Below are 26,438 nucleotides of genomic sequence, written 5' to 3' on the forward strand. Positions count from 1 at the left end.
ATAGCGGTAGAAAAGGGGCTTTGGCCAAAAACCTTAACGCGGTTTTCGGCTAAAGCCCTTTCGTTTGATTTTATATTCCGTTGACTAAAGTCAACGGCAATGATTTTTCAGAAGCCTGGACTGCCTGATGATTAATGCAGGTGCTTGCGCTTCAGCAAACCGCCGGTAGTATCATCAATACTTTGCTGTACAATAAACGCCTTCGGGTCGATATCCAGCACCAGGCCTTTGATGGACGGGATCTCTAAACGGGTGGCCACGGTAAAGATGATATCACGCGGATCGTTGATCAGGCCGTCCTTGCCAAAACCATGTTTGCCCTGGTAAACGGTAACGCCGCGGCCCAGGTTTTCGGTAATGGCAATACGTATCTCTTCGCTTTTGGTAGATACTACGGTGATGCCGGTATACTGCTCGATACCGTTTAAAATAAAGTCGATCATTTTAGATGCCGACAGGTAGGTGAGTATCGAGTACAGGGCCGATTCTATCCCCAATAAAAAAGCCGCGACGCCGAATATCACTACATTCAGTATCAATATCACGTCGCTCACTTTTACTATCTGGGCCTTGCGGCTTACCAGCAGCGCGGCAATTTCTGTCCCGTCAAGCACGGCCCCGCCACGGATAGACAGGCCTACGCCAGTCCCCAAAAATACACCGCCGAATACCGCGGTCAATAACTTATCATGCGTAACATCGGGAAACTCTACCAAAGCCAAACAAACCGAAAGCCCGGCGATAGCCATGGTACTTTTCACCGCGAATTTGCGGCCCAGTTTACGATAACCCAGCCACAGGAAAGGTACATTGATAACAAAAATGAGCAGGTAAAGCGGAATAGGCGTAACATCGGCTACCAGGATGGAAATACCGGTTACCCCACCATCAATAAAATGACTGGAAAGCAGGAAGCCCTTCAGCCCCATGGCAGCCGAAAATATGCCCAAAATAATAATAAAGGAATCTTTAAACAGGTCGCGTACTTTCATAGGTTCCCAAATATAACCGATTGTAACCAATTTTTAGCCTGTAAACAAGACTGAACGATAGGTTAATTATCAGGAAAAAGGCATTTGCTTAATGCCATTAATTTGTACCAAACCAATACAACAAACGATATGAAAAGATCTCAATTGCCTATAGTATGCTTTTTATTGCTTGCAACCTTATGTGCGTTTACCTTAAAACAAGACAAAACCGAAAAGGATGAACAAGTATTTTTTAAACATGCTGATGAAGCGCTGTCAGCCATTGAGCAGGGTGCAGGTAAGCTGAATATTAAAGGAGTGGCTATTGTGATGTTCGTTCCCGGCGATTCGGTTAGATCATGGGTGTCGAAAATGAAAATTGTGGGGCAGATGAAAAAAGGTAGTTCCAATCTGTTGGGCGTAGCAAGCGCTAAAGCTGCGGAAATGGCCGATACTTACCAGGATAGCGGCAGCGGCATCCGCCCGCCTTTAAAAGGAGAATATGGCTACAAGGGCGGTGTGATGAAAAAGGTTAGATCAGGCTATGTTATGGCCGTTTTCTCGGGTGGTAGTCCCGATCAGGATAAGGAAGCGGCTACAGGCGGGGCAGAATTGCTGGCCAAATATTTTAATTAAGCCTGTTTTAAAAAGTCGCCATCAACAATCAGCAGCTTTACCCCATTGGCCGATATGGAGCGGTGCGAACTCATCTCATCCGACACTACATAGGTCATCCCTTTTGTTAATTGAAAAACTTCGCCGTTTTGCAGTTCGCTTTCAAAGTCGCCTTCCAGGCAATGCACAATATGGCCCTTTTGGCACCAATGGTCGGCCAGGTAACCAGCCGAATATTCCACTATGCGCAACCGTAAACCAGCCAATTGCAGGGTTTGCCAGTAAGCGGTACCGGTTTCGCCGGGATGTATAGTTTTAGGAATATTATCCCAGTTGATGGTTTGGAAAGGATAGTTCATGAAATTTAATAGTTTGTTATTGCGAGGAGCGTAGCGACGTGGCAATCTCATAGGCAGGTCCTATTTGCATATCCTATGAAATTATTAATGTATTTAATGTTTTTTAAGGCATTAATGAACTTCCGTTGGTCGGTTGTCCACGCTATCGCTCGCAATTGACATGATATTGAGGTTTTATCACAATGACTAATGATTATATTAAAACCCGTTTTGCTTTAAAAAATTAGCACAACGGTCAAACCATTGGTCGGGCGTAGTTTTATTGTTCAAACCAAAGCCGTGGCCGCCGGCCTGGTACAGGTGCATTTCGGCTTTTACCTTGTTTTTTAGCAATGCCTGGTAAAACATCAGGCTGTTTTCTACCGGTACGGTTTTGTCATCCTCGGCATGTACCAAAAAGGTAGGAGGGGTGTTAGCGGTTACCTGTTTCTCGTTACTGTACAGATCGATCAGGTTTTGCGGCGCGTCTTTACCGGTAAGGTTCACCTGCGATCCACGGTGGGCCAGTTCGCCAAAGGTAATTACGGGGTACATCAGTACAGCAAAATCAGGGCGTACGCTGGTATTCTTCGGGTTATCAATGGCAACCTTATCAAAATGCGTTTCGGTGGTTGATGCCAGGTGGCCGCCGGCCGAGAAACCGATAATGCCTACCCTGGCCGGGTTAATGCCCCACTCCGTAGCACGCTCACGGATCATTTGGATAGCGCGCTGCGCGTCCTGCAGCGGGCCTATGGTTTTATCCTGCATAATCTTGTCACTTGGCAGGCGATATTTCAATACAAAGGCGGTAACACCAATTTCGTTGAATTTTTTGGCAATGGAAGTCCCCTCGTTCAGCATCGACAGACCCGAATAACCGCCGCCGGGGCATACCACTATCGCTGTACCCGTAGCCTTTCCCTTCTCGGGGAAATAAGGGGTGATGGTAGGGTCGGTAACCAGTTTGGCGTGGTTGTTACTGTCGTCCTCTACATAATCGGCAGGGGCGGGCTTGCTGTTGGGCACACCGTTTGGATATAGTTTGATCTCCTTTTCCTGGGCGAAGGCGATGGTAGATAACAGCAGGGCAAGGGGTAGTAAAAGCTTCTTCATATAGCATTTGGGTTTATGCCACCTAAAGTAATAAAAAAATCGATTGCTTGTAATTAACCGCAGAGATTGCGCCCCCCAGGAGCTATCGTGTGGACACATCTTTAACAGTTTGTCATTTCGAACGAATCAGCGGGGGAAAGGTGTTTTGGGGATGAGGAGAAATTATACGGCAAGTTTCGATTATGCAAAATCAGGCATATCGTATAAGATTTCTCACCCTTTCCCTACTTTTTCCAGCCCTCCAAGGGTTCGAAATGACAAATTGTGTGTATTAGAAAAGATGTGTCCACACGATAGCCCCGGAGGGGAGGGCTTAAAATCTTTTAGAACCCTCTCCTTTGGATAGTAATAGCCCCATGATCAGGCAGATAAACAGGTTGCTCCTGATGAGCTCAAATTTTAAGCTTAACCTATTTCTACCAACAGGTCATCCCCCTACGCCCAATGTCATTAAGTTAAGCTTTTAAGCCCCACCTAAATCCTCCCCCAAAGGGGAGGACTTTAAGAATTTTACGCTTGTGCAGCCTAAGTCTCCCCTACCGGGGGAGATTTAGAGGGGGCTTTATTCGTCAGGAGCGATATGTTGGTAGAAAAAGATAGCAAGCAAGTCAGAACCCCTTCGGGGGGACCTGTAAAATGCTCATTTATCCGGCTCTGTCTAATCATGGGCTATTACGCTTTGGAGAGGGTAGGGTGAGGTACTACTTTATCCGTTTATAAAACACATCCTTAAAGGTATCAGATATTGGGATCAGTTGCTCTTTAATGCGGATGCGGTCGCGTTCGATATGGTCTATTTTATTCAGCGCCACCATATACGATTTATGCACCCTGCAAAACTGGCTCGGGGGTAGCTCCTGCGCTAACTCGCCGAAGGTTTGCGGGGTCATTACACGTTTATCACCGGTTAGGTGCAGGCAGCGGTAATCGCGCATACCCTCTACAAAAAGCAGGTCGGCAAGGTTGATCTTTTCTAAGCGGTATTCGGTCTTTACAAATATTACCTGCTTATCGGGTTGTTTGTTTGCTACGGTTAGTTTATCATAAACTTTGGTAACAGCCTGCATAAAGCGTTCAAAGGCGAATGGTTTCAGCAGGTAATCAGACACATTCAGGTCAAAGCCTTTCAGCGCGTACTGATCAAACGCGGTAGTGATGATCACCTCGGGGCGATGGTTTAACGATTCCAACAACTGTATCCCGGTAAAGCCATCCATCTGAATATCCAGGAAGATAAGGTCAACCTTTTCCGTTTTGATAAAAGCGGTGGCCTCAATGCCGTTATCAAACGTTTTAAGCAGGTTTAAAAACGGTACTTTGCGTACAAAGTTGTTTGTACGTTCCATGGCCAGCGGCTCGTCTTCAATAATGATGCAGTTAATTACCATTAATATTAATGGTTAAAGTTACGCTAAACAGATCGGATGTTTTATCCAAATCTAACCGGTATTGGTTGGGGTATAAAAGATCGAGCCGGTTTTGGATCAGTTCCAGGCCCAAACCGCTGTGCTCCTGTGTTTGCATAGCCGCTTCGTCATAGACGTTTACACAGGTGAATTTAATTTGATCCTTATCAGATTTTATGGCTACACTGATGCCCTTATCTATTTTTTTATTGGTGCTATGTTTAAAAGCGTTCTCGATAAAAGGAATAAACAGCATAGGCGCTACCAAAGTATGGCCGGTATTGCCCTGCACAGTAAACTGTATAAAATCGGGATTAGCGGTGCGGATCTTTTGCAGCTCGATGTATTCGTTGATGTAAGCCACCTCTTTGCTTAGTGGTATCTTTTCGTCGGTGTTTTCATACAGCATAAAGCGCAATATGCCCGATAGCTTTTGCAGATAAACCGATGCCTTTTGGGGATCCTTTTCAATCAGCACATCAATATTATTCAGCGTGTTGAACAGGAAATGGGGGTTGATCTGTGCTTTTAACAGCGCCAGTTGTGCTTCAAGATTTTTTCTTTCTAATTGCTGACGCTGACGCCGTTCAGCTATCCAATTAAAAAAGCCGCGCATTACACAAGCTATGATACCGGTTATGAATAAATACGAACCATTATAAAATATTAACCAATAACTGTAATATAATTTAAATGTGAACCATGGTATATTTTTGGTTAAGAACCATATTAATAGAACCCCTAAAGCTGTAGCAACCAATGCCGTAGCGATAGCATACCAAATGAAAGCTTTTATTTTTTGCCGGTATAAAAGTTTAGGAGATAGTACCAGGTAAAATAAATAGAATACTATTAAATTTATGACATTGAAAATAATAGTTCCAAGAAATGCAGGCGTAGTTGCATTGTCTTTAGAGAGATTCATCTGGCTATGCTGCACTATCGATATAAGCGCGGGGATTACATAAATAGCTTGGAACGCAACCGATATCCACAAGAGTGATTTTTTCATGTTAATAGGTTTTAAGTTAAACATGATCAAAAATCATTTTTAGCATCGGGCTTGTATAAACTATTCTGCGAAGTGGAGGTTTTGACTGGCAAAACAGGGATAATATACGGCAAGATAATTTAGAATTAACCACAAAGGTCACAAAGAAAAGAAACCACAAAGTACACTAAGTTTTTACGTGCAAGGCCTTTGTGACCTTTGTGAAAAAAACTTTGTGTCCTTTGTGGTTAAATTGCCAACCCTATCGTTTATTTCGATCCCCCAAATTCCATCAGGTAGGCCTTCAGGAAGTCATCCAGTTCCCCGTCAAGAACCGCCTGCGCGTTTGATGTTTCGTGATCGGTGCGCAGGTCTTTCACTAATTTGTAGGGGTGCAGCACGTAGTTGCGGATCTGGCTGCCCCATTCAATTTTCTTTTTATTGCCCTCGATGGCGTTGGTGGTTTCCTGGCGTTTGCGCATTTCAATTTCGTACAATTGCGATTTTAGTAAACGCATGGCGTTATCCTTATTCTGCAATTGCGAGCGCGATTCCTGGTTTTTAATGATAATGCCCGATGGTTTGTGGTATAAACGCACAGCGGTTTCTACCTTATTTACGTTTTGCCCACCGGCACCACCCGAGCGGAATGTCTCAAACTCCACATCTGCCGGGTTGATCTCTATCTCGATGGTATCATCAACCAGCGGGTAAACATATACCGATGCGAACGAAGTATGGCGTTTGGCATTGCTATCAAAAGGCGATACGCGCACCAGGCGGTGCACACCATTTTCGCCCTTCAGGTAGCCGTAGGCAAAATCGCCATCAAATTGCAGGGTTACGGTTTTAATCCCGGCCACGTCGCCTTCCTGGAAATCCTGTTCGGTAACTTTGTAGCCGTTCTTTTCGCCCCACATAATATACATGCGCATCAGCATACTGGCCCAGTCGCAACTTTCAGTACCGCCGGCACCGGCAGTGATCTGTAGTACGGCGTTCAACTGGTCTTCTTCGGCCGAGAGCATGTTTTTAAACTCCAGTTCTTCGGTAGCTTGTATGGCCGCGTTATACTGTTCCTGCATTTCGGCCTCGGTAGCATCGCCACCCTGGAAAAACTCGTACAACACACCGGTATCATCAATAATTGATGATAGCTTCTGGAATTGATCGGTCCAAACTTTTTTTGCTTTTATAGAGGCCAGTACCTTTTCGGCCTCTTTGGGGTGGTCCCAAAAGTGGGGACCTAAGGTTATTTCCTGCTCTTTGGCCAGCAGGCCTAATTTATTATCGATGTCAAAGGTGCCTCCTCAGGGAAGCAGCTCTATCCCTCAAGTCTTGTACTTGTTCTTTAGTCATAGCTACAAAGATATGTTTTTTAGTGATTGGAGGTTGGGTTGATTAGCGATTGGTTTTGTAATTTTCGAAGGATCTCACCTAAGATCCCGGCTGTTATTAAGTAAGCCGGCGTGGCGGCTTGCTTATAGAAAAGGCGATGTGCGTACTCACCAAAGTCCGCTACCGTGTACCCACTTTTTATTAAAAGCAGATCGTCATTTAGATAGAGCGAGGGCTGGAATGAGAAAGTGGGCGAAAGAGAAATCTTATACATGTAGCCGGTCGCACGTACAAGATTTCTCCTCACACAACCGCACCATCCTCCCCATGGCTCGTCGAAATGACAAACGTGAGATGTGGGTACACGGTAGCCAATCACGGCAAGCTCACTTACTTGCAGGGGCGGGATATTTTTGCTATATTGTATATAATCCACACGGAAATAAACCCCGCTAGGAAGCCCGAAATCACCATCATTGTACGATCCTGCAAACGAAGTTTTCGTATACACGCCAAACATACCCCGAAAATCACCCGGGTCCCGATCGGAAATGGAGGGCCTAAGTAGCTTTTCATCCCTTTTATTAAGGCCGATTGATACGAAGTTTATTTATAAAAATGGCCTCAACGCTATTTTGAACTGCGTTCTTTGATAGTTATCTGTTCAGATTTCACTACAAGGAAACATACTGGTGACTGATTTTTTGGAAAGGATTTTTTTATGATAAGATTCTACCATCGGTGAACCCATAAAGGTAATCTGTGAAATCATCAAACAAAAAACGGCAGCCCTATGAACAAGGCTGCCGTTAAAAAATCGGTTTAGGAGAAACGTTAAATATATCTGTTGATCATATTTTCCAAATACTCCTGCCTGCCGCTGGTAACAGCAGGTTCGCCATGCTGAATGGCGTATGCTCTCAGATCCTCCAGCGATAACTTGCCATCCTCAAACGCCTTGCCCTCGCCACTATCGAACGAGGCGTAGCGACCGGCCCGGGTTTGCTTAAAGGCTGATTTTTGCAGGATATTATCCGCAGTGATCAGTGCCCTTGCAAACATATCCATGCCACCAATATGGGCATAAAACAGGTCGGTTTGGTCTGTCGAGTTCCGCCTGATCTTCGCATCAAAATTAATGCCACCGCCCTGCAGTCCTTTAGCTTGCAAAATGATCAGCATCGCTTCAGTTATCTCGTTAATATCATTCGGGAACTGATCGGTATCCCAGCCGTTCTGATAATCGCCGCGGTTAGCGTCGATAGAACCTAACAAGCCGGCATCCGCAGCAACCTGCAACTCATGCTGAAAGGTATGGCCAGCCAGTGTGGCGTGGTTTACTTCCAGGTTCAGCTTAAAGTCGTTGATCAGATCGTACTTCTGTAAGAAACCTATTACGGTAGCCGCGTCATAATCGTACTGGTGCTTGGTTGGCTCGCAAGGCTTTGGCTCGATAAAGAAAGTACCTTTAAAGCCCTGCTTGCGGGCATAATCCTTAGCAGTGTGCAGAAATTTGGCCAGGTGCTCCTGTTCGCGCTTCATATCAGTGTTCAGCAGGCTCATGTAGCCTTCGCGGCCACCCCAGAAAACATAGTTCTCGCCGCCTAAGGCGATGGTGGCATCCAGCGCGGCCTTTACCTGGGCGGCACCATGGGCCAGTACGTGGAAATCGGGATTGGTGGCGGCACCGTTCATATAACGCTTATGCGAGAACAGGTTGGCCGTACCCCATAGCAGCTTAACGCCGCTTTGGGCTTGCTTTTGTTTAGCATAGTCAACCAGTGCAGCCAGGCGACGGTCGTTCTCTGCAATATCGTTGGTATAATCTACTACGTCCACATCGTGGAAGCAGTAGTAAGGGATATTCATTTTGGTAATGAACTCGAAAGCGGCGTCCATCTTGTCCTTAGCGCGCTCTACGGCATCGGCTTTTTCATCCCATGCAAAAGCATGTGTCGGCCCGCCGAAAGGATCGCTGCCGTTGCCTACAAAGCTGTGCCAGTACGCGCAGGCGAAGCGCAGGTGCTCCTTCATGGTTTTGCCTGCCACTACCTTATCCGCATCGTACCAGCGGAATGCTAATGGGTTATCGCTTTCAAGTCCTTCATATTTAATTTGGCCTATGCCGTTAAAGTATTCCTTTTCGCCTAATGTTATGCTCATGGTTGATTAGTTGTAGTCCGGATTCGGTAAGACCGAAAGTCCGGACGATGATTATTATGTTTATATTATACTATTAATTGCTTACTGCCAAGTGCAAACTGTTTACTGCTCCACCGCCAGCTGGCGTTCCAGCAATGCTTTCCATTCCTGGTAAACAGGCTCGTAAACACTGGTTGATGGCTGGATAGTTTGTATACTTTTTATCTGTGAAAATGCCTCTTCGGGACTGCTGAAAATGCCACTGCCGATACCCGCCCCGAGGGCCGCGCCCACGCTGCCGTCGTTTTGATAAAGTTCAACCGGTACGCCGGTTGCATTTACAAATGCCTCGGTAAACAGATCGCTTAAAAACAGGTTGGCCTTACCGGCACGGATCAGCGTTGGGTTCATGCCATTCTCGCGCATAATATCCAACCCGTAGCGGAACGCGCAGGCAATACCCTCCTGCACGGCACGGAACAGGTGCGGCTGCTGGTGCAGGTTCAAATCGATATGATGAAAATGCACACCAATGAGCTTGTTATTCAGCATGCGCTCTGCGCCGTTGCCGAAGGGCAGTACCCGCAGGCCATCGCTACCAGCCGGGGCTTGCTTAGCGATATCGTTCATTTGCCCGTAACTGATAGCCGAGCCAAAAATACTTTTCACCCAGCGATTGAGGCTACCGGTACCATTGATGCATAACAGTACGCCCATGCGCCGCTGCGCTTCGGTATAGTTTACATGCGCGAAGGTATTCACACGCGATTGCGGGTCGTAGGTTAACTGATCGCTTACACCGTATATCACCCCCGATGTACCGGCAGTCGCGGCAACTTCGCCGGGCTTTAGTACATTTAACGATAGGGCGTTATTGGGTTGATCGCCCGCTTTGTAGGCAACAGGGATGCCTTGTTTCAGGCCCAACTGTTCTGCAACTGATGGCAACAAATTGCCATGGCCGGCAAAAACAGGCCTTATTTCTGGGAACAATTCTGGACTAAAACCAAAGTAATTGATGATAGTTTCCGACAATCGGTTGTTCAGGAAATCGAAGAAGATCCCCTCGGACAAAGCCGATGCCGATGTGGTTACCTCGCCGGTTAGCTTCATGGCAATATAATCGCCGGGCAGCATGATCTTATCTATCATGTTATATACCTCAGGCTCATTCTGCTTTACCCAGGCCAGTTTGGCGGCTGTAAAATTACCGGGCGAGTTGAGAAAGTGCGACAGGCAAACACCATGGCCGATCTCATCAAAGGCCTTGTCGCCAATTTGCACGGCGCGGCTATCGCACCAGATAATGCTATCGCGCAACACCTGCTGATCTTTGTCAACCAGTACCAAACCATGCATTTGATAGGCAATGCCAATGGTGGCGATATCTGCAGGGTTGTATTTGCCGCTGGTATGGCAACGTTGTATGGCCTGTTGCGCCTGCTCCCACCACATATCGGGCGATTGCTCGGCCCAGCCGGGTTGTACCGATTTAATGGGCGATTCGGTATCGGGATATTGCGCCGCTGCCACTGCAGTTTGCGTAGCAGCGTCAACCACCGAAACTTTTACCGATGAGGTGCCAATATCAATACCTAATAATAACATAGCTAATAAATACTTTTCTGATTGCCGGATTGGTTAAAACGGGTTATCTGCCAACGAAAGTAAATTTAATTTTTTTGCTATGCAATCGATTGTAGAAATTTATTTGTTATATTTTTTCTAATATTACATTTTTCAATATGAAGCCTAAGAAAAGAGTAACCATTTACGACATTGCCAGGAAGCTGAACTTAACGGCATCTTCGGTTTCGCGGGCGCTGAACAACAGCAGCCATGTGAACGAGGCTACCAAGCAACTGATCGTAAAAACCGCCGCCGAGATGAACTATAAGCCCAATACGCTGGCCTCAAACCTGCGTAAGGGTAAATCGCAAACTATTGGCATTGTGGTCCCCCGCATCAACCAAAACTTTTTTTCCAACGTGATAGCGGGTATCGAAGAGACCACTTATCAGCGTGGTTATAACCTCATCATCTGCCAATCTAACGAAGCGCACGATAAGGAGGTGCAGTGCATCAACACGCTGATCAACCAGCATGTGGATTGCATTGTGATATCGGTTGCATCGGAAGGGAACGACTACGCCCATCTGCAAAATGTGATAGACCATAACATTCAACTGATACAGTTTGACCGTGTGGCCGATGAACTGGAAACGCTAAAAGTTGTAAACGATAACCAACAGGCATCTATGGAGGCGGTATCGCACATGATAACACAGGGTTACAAGCGCATAGCCCTGTTAGAAGGCCCGCAAAACCTTGATGTTTTCCGCCAGCGCAAGGCCGGTTATATTGCCGCGCTTAAGGCGCACGGCCTGCCTGTTGATGAAGAACTGATCGTAGCCAACTCGTGGACCAAGGACCTTGCCGGCCCTGCTGTACGTACCTTGCTAAATTTACCTCAGCCCCCGGATGCCATCTTCGCTTCGCGCGATGACTTTTCGGCTTTGGTGGTGTTGGAGGTAGCAACCGATATGGGCGTGAAGGTACCCGAGCAACTGGGGATCTGCGGCTACTCGAACGAAGCTTTTACCGAGGTAACCAGCCCATCCATTAGCACCATAGATCAGCATAGTGTGTACATTGGCAAAACCATATCCAACCTATACTTCCAGGAGATGGATAATAAAAACAAGGATACCGCCAGCACGCCGAAAACCATCAGTATCAAACCCAAACTAATCATCCGCTCATCTACCAGCAGATAGCAATTGTGCAGGTAATCCTGTTATCTTATAAATCTGTTTAATCAAGGTTCAGACAATATCCCATGTTGATATCCGAACAAGCACTCCGTCAATTTACCTATAACATATTTTTGGCTATTGGCTGTAGCGAAGCGCATGCCCACCTTTCGGCAGATGTGTTGCTGCGGTCGGACATGCGGGGGATCGATTCGCATGGCGTGGCCCGCCTTTCGGGCTATGTGCGTTTGTGGGAGAAAGGACGTATTAATCCTAAGCCAAACATCCGCATTGTACATCAAACCCCTACCACCGCCACGGTGGATGGCGATGCCGGTCTGGGACTGGTGGTAGCCCCTTTTGCCATGCAGGTGGCTATAGGTATGGCTAAAACCTATGGTTCGGGCTGGGTATCGGTACGCAACTCCAACCACTTCGGCATTGCGGGTTACCATGCCCTGATGGCCGTTGAGCAGGATATGATTGGTTTTGCTATGACCAATGCCAGTCCGCTGGTGGCACCTACCTTTAGTAACGAACGCATGCTGGGCACCAACCCTATGTGCTATGCCTTCCCGGCAGGGAAATATCCGCCGATGGTGGTAGATATGGCTACATCGGCCGCTGCCAACGGTAAACTGGAAATAGCCCAGCGCAAAGGCGCGCCCGTCCCTGAGGGCTGGTTACAGGACGCACAGGGCAATTATACTACCGATCCGCACGCACTGAAAACAGGCGGCTCACTTTTACCCTTAGGCAGCGACCGCGAGCATGGCAGCCACAAAGGCTTTGGCCTAAGCGCCACGGTTGATATCCTTTCGGCTGTGCTATCAGGCGCTAACTATGGCCCCTGGGTACCGCCGTTCGTGGCGTTTTTAGACCCGCCTGCCGATCCGGTTGGGCAGGGTATCGGCCATTTTTTGGGCGCGATGCGGGTAGATGGTTTCCGCCCTGTGCAGGATTTTAAAGATAGCCTGGATAACTGGATCAGCCGGTTTAAATCGGCACAAACCATCGATCCGGAGCAAAAGGTCATCATCCCGGGAGAACCGGAACTGGAGGCTGAATTGGATAGACGGATGAACGGGATACCGTTAGTTGACGCGGTGGTTAAGGATCTGAATGAGTTGGCGGTGAGGTTTGGGGTGGAGGGGATATCGCCGGCCTAAAATCTACACCTTGTCATTGCAATGACAAGCTATTTTATGCATTAAGCGAGACTTGTTCTATGGGATTGCCACGCTATCGCTCGCAATAACAAGTTGTTAATTTTTCCTATTTTAGAATATGCTGATCACCGAAGACCTGTTACACTACCTCTGGAAATTTCGCCTTTTTGAACGTAATAACCTGCAAACTACCGATGGCGAGGAGATAGAAGTGTTTTCGGCGGGCATGGCGCATACCGATGGCGGGCCTGATTTTCAGAATGCCCGGATCCGTATTGGCCAAACTACCTGGGCAGGCAATGTGGAACTCCATATCAACTCGGCCGACTGGAACCGCCACGGACATCAAACCGATGGCGCTTATAATAATGTAATACTGCATGTGGTTTACAAGGATGACCAGCCGGTAGTTATGCACGATGGTCGCAAGGTCCCCACACTTGAACTGCATAACCGCATTCCTGAAGCGCTTTACCAGCGTTATCATCAACTCATTTTCAGCAACCAAAAATTTATCCCCTGCGAGGGCAGCATTACCCTTGCCGATGATATGACCATGCGCAACTGGCTTACCCGGGTACTGGTAGAAAGGATGGAAAAACGGTCGGCCGCAGTGCTGGAAGCCTTACAGGTAAACCGCGGCGACTGGGAAGAGACCTTTTACCGCCTGCTGGCTGCCAACTTTGGCTTTAAGGTAAACGCGTTGCCGTTTGAAATGATGGCTAAATCGCTGCCGCAGATTATACTGGCCAAGCATAAAAATTATCCCTTGCAGATAGAAGCGCTGATCTTTGGGCAGGCTGGATTTTTGGAGGATGATTTTGCCGACGAATATCCGCGCAAACTTAAGGACGAGTATCAATTTCTGCGCACCAAACACCGGCTGCAACCCGTAGAGAAACATCTTTGGAAATTCCTGCGCATGCGGCCGCAAAACTTCCCTACCATCAGGCTGGCGCAGTTTGCCGCGTTGGTGCTTAACTCCAATCACCTGTTCTCGAAAATACTGGAGATAAAGGATGTAGCCGCCCTGCGCGACTTGTTCTCGGGCGCGCAGGTGAACCCTTACTGGGAAACCCACTACCGCTTTGATGCCCAAAGTAAACCCGCGCCAAAAAATATGGGTGCCGCGGCCATTGATGTGATACTACTGAATACCGTTGCACTGGCGCTGTTCAGCTATGGCAAGCACCTGCAAAAGCAGCATTATATAAACCGCGCCATACAATTGCTGGAATATTTACCTGCTGAGAAGAACCATATTACCGATGATTTTGTTAACTTAGGCATGAAGATCACTTCGGCCATGGAATCGCAGGGTTTGTTGGAACTGCATAAAAGTTATTGCAGTCATAAAAAATGCCTGCAATGCGCTGTTGGAAATAAAATTCTTAAATTTGCCTGATATGTTGCAGCGCGTCCTTACATTTTTTGAGCGGTACTCCTTTGGGGTATGCACTTACCTGGGCGAGCGTTTCAATATCTCTATCAATAAGATCAGGCTGTTCTTCATCTATTCGTCGTTCCTGGCGGTAGGTTTCCCACTGATATTTTATTTCTTCGCTGGCATTGTGCTGGATATCCGCAACTACGTTAAGCGTATGCGGGGCAGGGTTACAGATCTGTAGCCCCCTATCCTCCTAAAGGGGGAACCGACGCTTACATTAACTCCCGCTTTAGGGGATGGGGGCTTAACAAAAAAGCCGGGAATACACCCGGCCTTTCCGTAACTTCTTGAATAGTGTAATGTGTCGGCTAAAAACAGGTAACACCTGATTGGTATTTTTGTTTTAAAATTATTTTATTTTTTTTATCCGTCTTTTTTCCCCACTAACCGTTCTCACCAACCGTCATGCTGAGCGCGAGCTTAAAGCGCCGCCATTTTCCCGCACGAGCATGCGCAGTTGGGGTCGCTTGTGCCAAGTTTGATTAGGAAGTGCTGGTAAAAGGCAATACGGTCGGCCATGGCCGGCATCGCATCACCCTGGTTGCATTCAACCGGGCCGTTAATTAAAACAATGGTCATGCCGAAGCCGGGTGCGCGGCCTTTGGCCTTATCGGCAGCGGAAGGCTGCCATTTGCCAATCATTACGTCGTGTGCCGATGGTTTATGCGGCTGCGGAGTCATCCAAAAATAAATGGCCGATTTAAACGCGGCTACGGCGTCTTTCTCTAAAAGATCGGGGTTATTCAGCAGCACCTTTTTATCACCAAAGATACAGTCGCTTGCATAGCCGTAGTTGCCGTTATAACTTAATTGCAGCGGGCCGCGGCCGTAATATTTTTTACCGGCAACGGGCGGGTACTCGTCATTTTCGGCAATATAGGGCAGGCTGGTATTTTGTTCGTGGATAAACATCAGTCCATCGTTGTATTTGCCGTTTTCGCCGTGGCGGGTTTCGTGGGCAACGTTGGCAAAAAAGGCAGCAAGTTCTTTTTTGTTAGTGGCGGCATCCTTTTCGGCACAAAAAGCGCCATAATCTATGGTGTAGGTGCTATCGGGTTTTTGTTTGGCCCAGTTTTCGTTCCAGTCGGCATCCTGGCGCACGGTGGTGGCCTTGCCGGTAGCTTTATCGGTGCGTACGAGTTGATATACCGAAAATGCGCGCTTGCTTACTTTCACTTTGATATCCCCCAACTCATCAACCGCTTTTATAAATGCGGCATAGGTATAAAACTTATCGCGCATAGGAAACATATCGTTAAACTGCTGCTCGCTTATAAACTTGCTGAAGCTTGCTTTTGTTGGTGTAGCTTCTGCGGCTTCTACCTTAGTGCTTCCGGTATTGCCGCAGCTAACGCTGGCCATCAGTATTGCACCGATCAACATTGTCCAAATCCCTGTCTTTTTTATTTTCATATTGATATTTTAATAAGCACTAATTTCACCAATTAATCAAATTACACTAATCGAAACGATACATTCTAAAAATCCGTGTAATTCGTTTAAATCGTATAACGCTCGCAAAGCATTGGTGCCGGCAAGTTTCCCCTCAAATATCTTAATATCCTTTTTAACTATTTTAACTAAAATTGTAAAACCATGAAGATATACACCAAAACGGGCGATAAAGGTACCACCGCTTTAATTGGCGGCACCCGTGTGCCCAAGCACCATATCCGCATAGAAAGTTACGGCACGGTAGACGAACTGAACTCGTGGATAGGACTGATCCGCGACCAGAACATTGCCGAACACGACCGCGATATATTAAAGCAAATACAGGACCGTTTGTTTACCGTAGGCGCATCCCTGGCTGCCGATCCCGAAAGATCTAAAATGGTGATACCCGACCTGCACCCCGAAGACATTGAACTGCTGGAGCAGGAGATGGACCGTATGAATTTGGAATTACCCGAACTGCGCCACTTTATTTTACCGGGTGGCAGCAATGCAGTATCGTGCTGCCATATAGCCCGCTGCGTATGCCGCCGCGCCGAGCGCATAACCGTGCACCTGGCCGAAGAAAGCCCGGTTGAAGAAAAAGTTGTAATCTACCTGAACCGTTTAAGCGATTACCTGTTTACCCTTGGCAGGCTGGTTGCCCACCAACAACAAGTGCCTGAAAATAAGTGGGTACCACGGGGTTGAATTTTATTGAAAAAATAATTTGATAATCAGATAAAAAATATTATACTTTTGCAAAAAACGAAAAGATAAGGAGACCTAAATAAATATGTATTGGACACTTGAATTGGCTTCGCATCTTGAAGATGCCCCATGGCCAGCAACAAAAGATGAATTAATTGATTATGCCATCCGCTCAGGCGCGCCTGTAGAGGTTATTGAAAACCTGCAAGCGCTGGAAGACGATGGCGAGCCGTATGAAAATATAGAAGAAATATGGCCTGATTACCCTACAAAGGATGATTTCTTTTTTAACGAAGACGAATACTAAAAAGGGCATATCACACGTAAAAACCCCGGTTTGTACACACAGGCCGGGGTTTTTACATTTAAAAGAGCTTTTTGGAATGGTTTTAGCATTACGCGGGTATAATTGTCAAACTAAAACTTATAAAAATATGAGAGGTTTACTTTACATCATCGCCGTCATCCTGATTATAGGCTGGGCATTAGGCGTGTTCTGGTATTCATTAACCGGACTGATCCACGTGTTGCTGGTAATTGCTATTATCGCGTTACTGTTAGGCGTTATCCGCCGAGCCTGATCACGGAATTTTAAAACATATCCCAAAGCTCATTTCAAGCCGCCTGTCAGGTGGCTTTTTTTGTTTGCCCTAATTAGAACTAAACTGGGTTTACAGCTTTATGCTATTGATAAACAGTGAGTAGTGCTTTGAGGCTTATCAATAATATTATAATAATTATTTTTAATTATTATTTGCTTTTTACAACCAATGGTTGTAAATTTATGATATCTAAATACTTTTTCACAATGAACACAATTAATCGCGACAAGCTTAACGCCCCCAATTCCAATCTACGTTGTCATGTAGTAACTGCTGATGCCATTACCCTGGCTTCGCCTACATCCTAACGCTTATACCTTTCGCATTCGCCGGCCCAGGGCGTAACAAAGAGAGGTTAACCACTATTCTATACTACTATCTTCATTTAAGCATAGCAGAAGATGCCTTAATGAAATGTTGCTGCCAGGGAGGGTTAATGTCCTGCTTGTGCCATGCTACAATAGTATCCTAAAAAGTAATCAGGCCCATACTTTATATAAAGATGTTTGCAGACAGTGGAGCCCAGCCCCACTTAAAAAACAGGGCCTGACCCCGCACAGGCGACAAAACGGGAGGCGTAACCCCAAAAGCCGTGAACAGAGTAGGGAAAAAATAACCTAAATTATAATTATGAGCAATTTATCAGATTATCCCAGTGTGAATTTTTCCGGAACCCAATGCGGTCAGGCAACAGGCAGCATACCTTTCTCTGCAACAAGTACAGGTATGGAAATCTTTCAAACAGCAACCGTTAATGGCAACCCACCAAGTAACTGCGTAGTGGCTAACGACGGCGGTACTGTTTTCGGCATTACCTTATTACAGCCCGATGATAAGATATACAGCTACCAGATCTCTGTTGATGCCCAGGGCCCATCAGGATGGCTTTCCGGATCGATGTATTTAGCGTTCACCGATGCATCGGGCGATACTTATTACCTGAGCATTTTTGACAGTGACAGGCAAATTCACACCGTAGATTACAACAGTTCATCTCCAAACATTGTAACTATATGGTGGTGCAATAACAGCTTTACCGTTGATAGCGAAAATGCTAATAAATCAAAAGCCAAATTCAGAGTTACCAGCCCAGCCCAAAAATAAACAGGCAGGTAATAAATTCATTATTTCCCCGGAGGCTTCGAAAAGCCTCCGGGAATTTTTGTTCCGCGTTTTATCAAACTGCGAATCAGCGCGATCAAAATCACTTTAAATCAGCAGCCAATCAGCGGTTCAGACAATTTCATGGCGTTGCCTTCGGCCCGGGCTATTCACTACAAGTCCTCGCCCGGCCCTTACACACAAATCCCCCCGCGGGGCTGTGGGCTTTCCGTTACTATCTAACGCGGCCGCCGCTCCTTATCCTATTACTTAGCTTAGGCAGTTCCGTATATTTGTATTCTTATTTGCAATTTAAATATATAAGCACACCGCCCCACCCCTACACTACAGGATGCCAATGTAAAAGCCGCTGCCTATATTTATTTCTGAACCCGGTTATAACCTTTTACTATGCACAAATACAAACTACTGCTGGTGGCGGCCGTTGCTGTACTGTCATCATTTATTATCCTTAAACCAAAGGAAAAGCCTACGCTTTGGCTCATCGGCGATTCTACCGTGCGCAACGGTACTTATGGTCGTGGCGATGGTGGCCTGTGGGGTTGGGGCAGCTTCATCCAAAACCTGTTTGATACCACTAAGGTATCGGTACAAAACAAGGCTTTTGGCGGCACCAGCAGCCGCAGCTTCTGGACCGGCGGCTTCTGGAGCAAAGTGGAACCCTATATTAAACCCGGCGATGTGGTGCTCATCCAGTTCGGTCATAATGATAATAGCCCGTCAACTTTGCGTGGCATTGGCGAAGATAGCGCCGAAGTAACCAACCCACGCACCAAACAAACCGAGATGGTGCACACCTTCGGCTGGAACCTGCGTAAGTACATCCGCGAAACACGGGCTAAGGGCGGTACTCCCATCATCCTAACCCTGGTACCCCGCAACATGTGGAAGGATGGCAAGGTTGACCGTGTAGCCGCCGAGTACGTAGAATGGGACAAGCAGGTAGCCGCGCAGGAAAAGGTGGATGTGATAGACCTAAACAAGATCATAGCCGACCATTATGATGAATTGGGGCGGGACAAGGTAATGGCCGAATACTTCACACCTAAGGACCATACCCACACTATTGAAGCGGGTGCCAAATTCAACGCCGCCTGCGTGGTGGAAGGGTTAAAAGGGCTTAAGCGAGACCCGCTGAAGAAATTTTATTTGGATAATAGAAATTAAGATAAGGCACCGTTAGCGATCAGGACGTGCTTTTATCTTAACAGCCCCGGGGATTACGGTCTTCGGGGTTCTGTTTTATTGATGACAAATAAAAGCTTGTCATTGTGAGCGATAGCGCGGACAACCGACCGGCGGGAGCTCATTAATGCCTTGAAAAATAGTTAACACATTAATAATCTCAGCAGACAAGCAACAAGGACCTGCCTATGAGATTGCCGAATTACGTAACCCTTACAGCAATGACAATTTGACTAACTAATCTCTAACCCCTAATTAGCATCCCCCTCCTGCACCGTATATTGCCAGGTTTCGCTGTTGTTTACCGGCAGTGCCGACATATCGCCGTGGCTCATTTGCCACCAGAAGTGCAGGCGCGGTTTTTCGTGGTTGCCTATCTCGTTCATACTGTCGGCATCGTACAGGCGGCCATTCACCATTACATATTTTATTTTTTCGCTGTTGCGGATATCGTCAAGCGGGTTTTCGTTCATGATCACCAGGTCGGCCAGTTTACCTACCTCCAGCGATCCGATCTCTTTATCCATACCGAGATATCCCGCGCCGTTAATGGTAGCGCAACGGATGGCCTGTAACGGCGTCATGCCGCCTTGTGCCAGCATCCATAGTTCCCAATGCGCGCCCATACCCTGGATTTGTCCGTGCGCGCCCAGGTTTACCTTGGTGCCGCCATCGGCAATTTGCTTTACGTATTTAGATACCTCGATGTGGCCATAATCGCCATATTCCGACGTGGTACGACGGCGTGAGCGGGCATCCAATATCCCGGTCGGGAAAAAGTTTTGCAGGTGGTCGTTCTTCCAAACATTGGTGCGGTCGTACCAGTAGTTCTCGCCAAACTGGGTACCGTAGCTAACAATTAGGGTAGGGGTATAGCCGCTCTTGCTGTTATTCCACAAGCCGATCACATCCTTATAAACCGGCCAAACGGGGATGTTATGTTCAATGCCGGTATGGCCATCCAGTATCATATTCATATTGGTAAAGAAGGTAGAGCCACCCTCGGGCACCACCTCCATTTGCAACTCGCGGGCGGCCTCTATGATCTGCTGGCGTTGCTCGCGGCGTGGCTGGTTATAGCTTTTTACTGAGAACGCGCCCACAGCTTTCATTCGACGCAGCGCGCTGCGGGCGTCATCCATACTGTTGATCACCACTTTAAAATCGCCATCGGCACCGTACAAAATACTGCCGGTAGAGTATACCCGCGGACCAACCATACGGCCGGCCTTTAGCATTTCGCTTTGGCTAAACACCATTTCGGTATTGCTTGATGGATCGTGCGCAGTGGTAACTCCGTAGGCCAGGTTGGCGTAATAACTCCAGTCCTGCTGCGGCGAAACCCCGTCAGGGCTGGTATGCAGGTGCGCGTGCACGTCAACAATACCCGGCATCATGGTTTTACCGGCCACGTCAATCACTTTAGCATCGGCAGGGATCTCAACAGTTTTACCCACAGCGGCAATTTTATTATGATCGATCAGGATAGTGCCCTTTTCAATCACCTCATCGCCCTTCATGGTAATGATGCGGGCATTGGTAAAGGCGATCTTACCATCAGGCACATCAGTTTGTAACTTCAGGCCAATATCTGTCCCAACGGTATCCACCGGCGGGGTTTTGTCTGCGCCTCCTTCCACAAATGGGAACGCGTTGCGGATATCGCGGGTAAAGTATTTAGGGCCTAAGGTCCACATCAGCTTTTGGCTGTCCTTGCTCCAATGCAGGTAAGTGCCGGCATCCCGGGTCAGTTTGCTTAGTGGGATAGCCTTGTTAGTAGCCGATAGATTTTGCGCGCCGCCAGTATTCACCATCGGCGTAATATAGCAGTTAAACAACTCAGTAAAGGCCATCCACTTACCATCCGGACTTGGTGCAAATTGTGTGGCATATTGCGATGTGTACAGCGTACGCTGGTTGGCGCCGCTCAGGTCCATTATCTTGTATGCTTTTTTATCACCCTCATTGCTTTGGTAGTAAATATGGCTGTCGTCGGCCGTGAACTGCGGCCGGATGCCGTTATCAATCACCAGTTGGGGGGTGCCACCAACTAATGGTTGAGTTGCGCCCGGCAATGCCGAAATTGGTGTAAGGGATACAGGCGAAGCTGTTAAAGGCAGGATATAAATGCCCGGGTTTTTACCGAATGCGTAGCCCAACTGCTCATTACCCTCGCCTTTGCGGTAGATGATCTTATCGCCCTTATTCGAAAACTTGGGCGAGTAGTAAAAGCCCTTCTCCACCGTCAGACGGGTAACCAACTTGCTGGCTAGGTCTATCATATTGATGGATCCCTTCAGCTCGTCGTTCCAGTTTACATATACCAGCGATTTGCCATCGGGGCTAAATTCGGGTTCAAATTCAAAGTCGTTAGTAGTGGTAATGCGCTCGGGCTTGCCGTTGGGCAGTTGCTTGGTGTAGATAAACCCGGCAGCGTTAAAGGCAATCATCTTTCCATCGGGCGAGGTAGTGGTTTGGCGGATCATCTTCGCCGTAAACTCATCCTGAAAAACCTTTTGCTGAAAGTGCAGCGCATCAGTAATAGTTTGTGTTGATGTTACCTCGAAAGGGATATTCGTTACATTCAGGCCCTGCACATCCAGTTGCCAGATCTTTCCTTTTGCATAGAAGATCAGGTTCTTGCTATCAGGTGTCCAATCGAAGTTAGGATATACGCCAAATATGGCCCAGGTCTCCTGCTGATCGTGCGACAGGTCATCATACACCGGCCATTCCTCGCCCGTGGCCAGGTTTTGCAGATACAGCACCGATTTTAGCCGGATCCGTTTTACAAATGCCATCAGCTTACCATCGGGCGATAATTGCGGTCGGCAGGCGCCGCCCGGGCCGCCGGCAATGGTTTCGATATTACCCGTAGTGCGGTCTAATCGTTTAATGGCGTAAATGCCCTGATTAGGGTCTTTATTATATTGAAAGTTGGGGCCGGGTGTTACGTCCTCGCTCCAGTACACATATTTATTATCAGGCGATATTACGGGTTCGCCCGCGTCCTGCTGGTCGTTTTTCTTTTTGGTTAGCTGAATACCTTCGCCACCGTTTTTGTTATACAGCCACATTTCGCCGGCACCTAATGAGCGGCTGGCGGTAAAGTGCTTGCGAGCTACCAAATATTGCCCATCCGGCGACCATGACGCATTATTCAACAACCGGAATGTTTCCTTAGTAATAGAATGCTTGCCACTGCCGTCAGCGTTCATCACCCAGATATTATCGCCACCCTCCTTATCGCTGGTATAGCTGATCTGCTTACCATCGGGACTAAAACGCGGCTGCACCTCGTAAGCGCGGCCGCCGGCCAGCAATGTGGCTTTACCACCTTTTACCGGGATGCTGTAGATATCGCCCAGCAGATCGAACACGATGGTTTGCCCATCGGGACTAACATCCAGATTCATCCAGGTACCCTCGGTAAGGTTAAACGAAACCTTTTTAGATGGCCCGGGAGGTGTTTCGATATTCCATTTATTTTGGGCTTGCGCAGATACAGCTAAAGCTATGAACGAAATTAACAGGCAGAACTTATTCATGCCGCGAAGTTAGGCATTTTCTATTTTATGGCGGATAGACTGGTTTAGTGTCGCTTTATGAATGGGGATTTTTTGAAGTGTTGATGACAGTTAAAAATACAATCGCCAGTTCAAGCGTCAGCGATTGAACTTATTCCTGATTAAGCGTCCACGCTTAATTTATCGGGAGCGTAGACGCTCAATCAGGATATTGCGTCAAGTGTGAACGCTTGCCGCGGCGTATTTTTTAAGAAACATTGATACATCCAAGCATTTCAAACCTTATTTTTATACCATCATTTTAAACCTTGTAAAATAAAATGGCCGACGGTAGAAAAATCAGAAAAACCATCTTTATCATTATAGGCAGTCTCCTGCTGCTATATATATTAACAGTGGTATATAATGTGGTGATGCTGGGTTACGATTTCGGCTTTTTTGATAAAGAATATAGCACCTACGATCTGGCCTATCAGTATGATAGCAAGCACGGCGAGATCAATTCAGCCAAACGGTATTTTAACTCCATAGTCCCGGCAAACAAGATCGTTGAAGTAGAGTTTAAGGGCGATAATAAGATCACCATCCTTGAGATCCATCCCGGCAAAGGCGATTCGGTCCAAACCGATAAATTCTCGGCGCATAATCTTGATATCGATTCGAAAAGAGTTGACGAAGCCCTGCAAATCCTCGGCTGGACGCGCGACAAACTGGGGACGCTAAAACAAAAGCTCGATGCCGCCAACTGCATCGGCATTAAAAACGGCGAACCGGCACAGGTACGGTTCCAGCGCCATGGTTCGGATACTTATATTTTTAATGTGTTCAACACCCCCATTCCTGATAGCCTGAAAAAGCATTATAATGATAGCTGCACTTATGTATATGTGAACAGCCACTTAGTGCTTGAAAATGGCGGCGAGGGCATGGGTAGTCATTGCTTTCCAAACGGTGGCCGGTAATCTTCTACTTTAAAATCAGATATGTATTTTCGCAACGGTGCAAACGCTCTAATGACAGCGAAGCCAATGACCAATGACAGCGCAGCGAAATGACCATCCAGGAAATCCTTAAACAATATTGGAACCACGATTCCTTTCGGCCTCTGCAGGAGGAGATCATTCAATCGGTATTGTTGGGGTATGATACATTGGCCCTGCTGCCTACCGGCGGGGGGAAATCGGTTTGCTTCCAGGTGCCGGCTTTGGCTAAGGATGGGATCTGTATTGTAGTATCGCCGCTCATCGCGCTGATGAAGGACCAGGTAGAGAACCTGCGGGCCAAAGGCATCAACGCCATCGCCATTGTTTCGGGCATGAGCCGCCGTGAGGTGGATATCTTGCTGGATAACTGCATTTACGGCCCGGTGAAATTTCTGTACCTCTCGCCCGAGCGCCTGCTGAGCGACCTGGTGCGCGAGCGGATAAAATACATGAACGTCAATCTGTTCGCTATCGACGAGGCGCATTGTATATCGCAGTGGGGTTATGATTTCCGTCCGCCCTACCTGCACATCGCCGATCTGCGTAAACTGCATCCCAAAGTGCCGGTGCTGGCTTTAACCGCTACCGCCACCGCCGAGGTAAAGATAGATATACAGGAGAAGCTGCAATTTGCTAAGCCCAACGTTTTCCAAAAGAGCTTCGAGCGTAAGAACCTGGCTTATGTAGTGCAGGCGCATGAGGACAAGCTGCGTAAAATGATGGACGTGATCCGCGGCGTTAAAGGCAGCGGCATTGTATACGTGCGTAACCGTAAGGAAACCTTCGAGATTGCCAAATATCTTACCCAACACGGTTTCCGGGCCGATTATTACCACGCGGGCTTGCCGTCCGATCAGCGCTCGGTAAAGCAGGCTGCGTGGAAAACGGGGAAAGTGCCCATTATTGTGGCTACAAACGCTTTTGGGATGGGGATAGATAAACCCGATGTGCGCTTTGTGATCCACCTGGAGATCCCCGAAAGTTTAGAGGCATATTATCAGGAAGCGGGCCGCGCGGGCCGGGATGAACAAAAGGCGTATGCGGTATTGCTCTACGGTCCGGCCGACAGGGCAAAACAGGAGCGCAAATTTATTTCGGCCTTTCCATCGGCAGATGAGATCAAGGTTACCTATCATTATTTGGCCAATTATTACCAGATAGCCTACGGCGCGGGCGAGGGCCTAAGTCTCGAACTTGACCTTGGCGAGTTTTGCTCACGTTTTAAGCTGGAACCCATTAAAACACTCAACGCCCTGAAGTTTTTAGAAAAGGACGAATACCTGGCTTTTAACGAAAGTGTGTTCTTGCCATCGCGCTTCAGGTTTGAGGTGAGGAATGAAGAACTGTACAACTTCCAGATCCAAAACCCGGGTTGGGATGCCTTTATTAAAACGCTGCTCCGATCGTACGCCGGCGCCTTTGATAATTATGTGCGCATTCGCGAATTCGACATTGCTAAGCGCACCCATATGAATGTGCAGCAGGTGATAGACGGGCTAAACCAGCTACAACAGTTTGGTATCCTTAATTACCTGCCTCAAACCGATAGGCCGCAGGTAACCTGGATCCGTGCCCGGCAAATCCCTGACAACGTAACCATCAATACCCAATATATAGAAGAGCGCAAAGCTGTAGCCCGCCGCAAGCTGGAAGCCGTATTTGCCTACGCCGAGCATAAACGCTGCCGCAGCCAAATGCTGTTAGCTTATTTTGATGAAAGCGATTCGGACAAATGCGGCATTTGCGATGTTTGCCTTGCCGAACGCCGCCAAAACAACGCGGCCACCATTACCGACGATATCATTACCGAAATGCTGCAACTGCTCAGCAACGCTCCCCAAAAGCTGGACGACCTGGTATCATCTATACATACCGGTACCGATAAGGAAAAGATAGATACCCTGCGCCAACTGCTTGACGCGGGCAAGATCAAAACCGACGGCAGCAGGTATTACGTTTAACACTAACCGCTAAAGCTAATGTTTGTAACAGATGTGTGTGAAACTTTAGTTTGAAACGATAATTTTCAATATTTGTCAATATCACATTATAAATTCAACAGCCCCTATGAAAAAGGTATTTTTTCTGTTAGTGTTAGCCACCGTTGCAGTAGGCTTATCTAAAACTTATGCGCAAAGCACGGCCCTGAAGGGAATTAAAGACGATTCGGACTTTTACAAATTTGCCACCCTGGTGCGCCAGGCCAATATGGATGCCACGCTAAACGCGCTGGGCAGCTTCACCATGTTTGCGCCTGATAACACCACGTTCCGCGAGATGCCGGGTGATAAGCTGGATAGTATAGCGGCCGACCCTGCAAAGTTGACTGCCTTGCTGAAGGCCCATATTGTTAAAGGTAAATTTACCACTAACGAGATCATTAAGAAGCTGACACTGGGAAAAGGCAAAACAACGCTGACCAACCTGTTGGGGCAAACCCTGAAATTATCGCGTACGCCGGATAACAAATTGCTGATCACAGATGCCAACGGCGACCAGGTACACTTTCTGGCCTTTGATATGCCTGATGCGCACGGCGTTATCCACGGGATAGATCATTTACTGGTGGCAGGTAAGTAAAGGCCTGA

General features: G+C 47.4%; 23 protein-coding genes. 13 read left to right on the plus strand and 10 right to left on the minus strand.

Features of this window, described 5'->3' with window-relative positions; all coding sequences use genetic code 11:
* Window positions 1-131 precede the first annotated feature (131 nt).
* Window positions 132-992, minus strand: coding sequence for a YitT family protein (locus tag HQ865_RS02820; protein WP_173413433.1), 861 nt, complete (start codon window positions 990-992; stop codon window positions 132-134).
* Window positions 993-1,121: 129 nt separating this feature from the next.
* On the opposite strand from HQ865_RS02820, the gene HQ865_RS02825 reads away from it, so the two are divergent.
* Window positions 1,122-1,607: a hypothetical protein gene (locus tag HQ865_RS02825; RefSeq protein ID WP_173413434.1), complete on the plus strand. Its 486-nt coding sequence runs from the start codon at window positions 1,122-1,124 to the stop codon at window positions 1,605-1,607.
* On the opposite strand, the gene HQ865_RS02830 is transcribed toward HQ865_RS02825, so the two are convergent.
* The 7 genes from HQ865_RS02830 to HQ865_RS02860 form a co-directional block, all read right to left on the minus strand.
* Complete coding sequence (locus tag HQ865_RS02830; protein WP_173413435.1) at window positions 1,604-1,945, minus strand: DHCW motif cupin fold protein; 342 nt, start codon at window positions 1,943-1,945, stop codon at window positions 1,604-1,606. The genes HQ865_RS02825 and HQ865_RS02830 overlap by 4 nt on opposite strands.
* Window positions 1,946-2,143: 198 nt before the next feature.
* On the minus strand, window positions 2,144-3,040 hold the full coding sequence (locus tag HQ865_RS02835) for an alpha/beta hydrolase (protein ID WP_173413436.1): 897 nt from the start codon (window positions 3,038-3,040) through the stop codon (window positions 2,144-2,146).
* Window positions 3,041-3,741: 701 nt separating this feature from the next.
* Window positions 3,742-4,428, minus strand: a complete 687-nt coding sequence (locus HQ865_RS02840) for a LytR/AlgR family response regulator transcription factor (protein ID WP_173413437.1) — start codon at window positions 4,426-4,428, stop codon at window positions 3,742-3,744.
* Complete coding sequence (locus HQ865_RS02845) at window positions 4,418-5,062, minus strand: sensor histidine kinase (protein WP_173413438.1); 645 nt, start codon at window positions 5,060-5,062, stop codon at window positions 4,418-4,420. Before HQ865_RS02845 ends, HQ865_RS02840 begins: the two co-directional genes overlap by 11 nt.
* A gap of 644 nt (window positions 5,063-5,706) precedes the next feature.
* Window positions 5,707-6,796, minus strand: a protein-coding gene (gene prfB / locus HQ865_RS02850; RefSeq protein WP_173413439.1) for a peptide chain release factor 2 whose coding sequence is annotated in 2 segments (ribosomal slippage) — window positions 5,707-6,735 and window positions 6,737-6,796 — 1,089 coding nt in all. Because the reading frame shifts where the segments join, the coding sequence is not laid out codon by codon here.
* 813 nt (window positions 6,797-7,609) lie between these two features.
* Complete coding sequence (gene xylA / locus HQ865_RS02855) at window positions 7,610-8,938, minus strand: xylose isomerase (protein WP_173413440.1); 1,329 nt, start codon at window positions 8,936-8,938, stop codon at window positions 7,610-7,612.
* Window positions 8,939-9,040: 102 nt separating this feature from the next.
* Entirely contained in the window at window positions 9,041-10,525 is a 1,485-nt protein-coding gene (locus tag HQ865_RS02860) for a xylulokinase (protein ID WP_173413441.1), read from the minus strand.
* Window positions 10,526-10,662: 137 nt separating this feature from the next.
* On the opposite strand from HQ865_RS02860, the gene HQ865_RS02865 reads away from it, so the two are divergent.
* From HQ865_RS02865 to HQ865_RS02880, 4 genes are all read left to right on the plus strand, one after another.
* Window positions 10,663-11,694 (plus strand): LacI family DNA-binding transcriptional regulator, encoded by a 1,032-nt coding sequence (locus HQ865_RS02865; protein ID WP_173413442.1) that lies wholly within the window; start codon window positions 10,663-10,665, stop codon window positions 11,692-11,694.
* 62 nt (window positions 11,695-11,756) lie between these two features.
* On the plus strand, window positions 11,757-12,839 hold the full coding sequence (locus HQ865_RS02870; protein WP_173413443.1) for an Ldh family oxidoreductase: 1,083 nt from the start codon (window positions 11,757-11,759) through the stop codon (window positions 12,837-12,839).
* 118 nt (window positions 12,840-12,957) lie between these two features.
* Window positions 12,958-14,244, plus strand: a complete 1,287-nt coding sequence (locus HQ865_RS02875) for a DUF2851 family protein (RefSeq protein WP_173413444.1) — start codon at window positions 12,958-12,960, stop codon at window positions 14,242-14,244.
* A 1-nt stretch (window position 14,245) separates the two neighbouring features.
* Window positions 14,246-14,467: a PspC domain-containing protein gene (locus HQ865_RS02880; RefSeq protein WP_173413445.1), complete on the plus strand. Its 222-nt coding sequence runs from the start codon at window positions 14,246-14,248 to the stop codon at window positions 14,465-14,467.
* A gap of 239 nt (window positions 14,468-14,706) precedes the next feature.
* Here HQ865_RS02880 and HQ865_RS02885 read toward each other — a convergent pair whose 3' ends face one another.
* Window positions 14,707-15,699 carry a chitinase gene (locus HQ865_RS02885; protein WP_173413446.1) on the minus strand — a complete coding sequence of 331 codons (993 nt, stop codon included), beginning with the start codon at window positions 15,697-15,699 and terminating at the stop codon, window positions 14,707-14,709.
* Between the two features lie 183 nt (window positions 15,700-15,882).
* Here HQ865_RS02885 and HQ865_RS02890 point away from each other — a divergent pair, with 183 nt between their 5' ends.
* The 5 genes from HQ865_RS02890 to HQ865_RS02910 all read left to right on the plus strand — a co-directional run bounded on the left by HQ865_RS02890 (window position 15,883) and on the right by HQ865_RS02910 (window position 19,322).
* Entirely contained in the window at window positions 15,883-16,431 is a 549-nt protein-coding gene (locus HQ865_RS02890) for a cob(I)yrinic acid a,c-diamide adenosyltransferase (RefSeq protein WP_173413447.1), read from the plus strand.
* An 85-nt stretch (window positions 16,432-16,516) separates the two neighbouring features.
* Window positions 16,517-16,738 (plus strand): DUF2795 domain-containing protein, encoded by a 222-nt coding sequence (locus tag HQ865_RS02895; RefSeq protein WP_002996718.1) that lies wholly within the window; start codon window positions 16,517-16,519, stop codon window positions 16,736-16,738.
* A gap of 127 nt (window positions 16,739-16,865) precedes the next feature.
* Complete coding sequence (locus tag HQ865_RS02900; protein WP_173413448.1) at window positions 16,866-17,012, plus strand: lmo0937 family membrane protein; 147 nt, start codon at window positions 16,866-16,868, stop codon at window positions 17,010-17,012.
* A 651-nt stretch (window positions 17,013-17,663) separates the two neighbouring features.
* Window positions 17,664-18,137, plus strand: coding sequence for a hypothetical protein (locus HQ865_RS02905; protein WP_173413449.1), 474 nt, complete (start codon window positions 17,664-17,666; stop codon window positions 18,135-18,137).
* Window positions 18,138-18,545: 408 nt separating this feature from the next.
* The gene (locus HQ865_RS02910; protein WP_173413450.1) at window positions 18,546-19,322 is read left to right on the plus strand and encodes a rhamnogalacturonan acetylesterase; all 777 of its coding nucleotides are present in this window, start codon (window positions 18,546-18,548) and stop codon (window positions 19,320-19,322) included.
* A gap of 269 nt (window positions 19,323-19,591) precedes the next feature.
* Here HQ865_RS02910 and HQ865_RS02915 read toward each other — a convergent pair whose 3' ends face one another.
* Window positions 19,592-22,888 (minus strand): amidohydrolase family protein, encoded by a 3,297-nt coding sequence (locus tag HQ865_RS02915; protein WP_173413451.1) that lies wholly within the window; start codon window positions 22,886-22,888, stop codon window positions 19,592-19,594.
* Window positions 22,889-23,187: 299 nt separating this feature from the next.
* On the opposite strand from HQ865_RS02915, the gene HQ865_RS02920 reads away from it, so the two are divergent.
* From HQ865_RS02920 to HQ865_RS02930, 3 genes are all read left to right on the plus strand, one after another.
* On the plus strand, window positions 23,188-23,829 hold the full coding sequence (locus HQ865_RS02920; protein ID WP_173413452.1) for a hypothetical protein: 642 nt from the start codon (window positions 23,188-23,190) through the stop codon (window positions 23,827-23,829).
* 89 nt (window positions 23,830-23,918) lie between these two features.
* On the plus strand, window positions 23,919-25,811 hold the full coding sequence (locus HQ865_RS02925; protein WP_173413453.1) for a RecQ family ATP-dependent DNA helicase: 1,893 nt from the start codon (window positions 23,919-23,921) through the stop codon (window positions 25,809-25,811).
* Window positions 25,812-25,917: 106 nt separating this feature from the next.
* Window positions 25,918-26,430 carry a fasciclin domain-containing protein gene (locus HQ865_RS02930; protein ID WP_173413454.1) on the plus strand — a complete coding sequence of 171 codons (513 nt, stop codon included), beginning with the start codon at window positions 25,918-25,920 and terminating at the stop codon, window positions 26,428-26,430.
* Window positions 26,431-26,438: the final 8 nt, after the last annotated feature.

Source organism: Mucilaginibacter mali (genome assembly GCF_013283875.1).
Lineage (GTDB): Bacteria > Bacteroidota > Bacteroidia > Sphingobacteriales > Sphingobacteriaceae > Mucilaginibacter > Mucilaginibacter mali.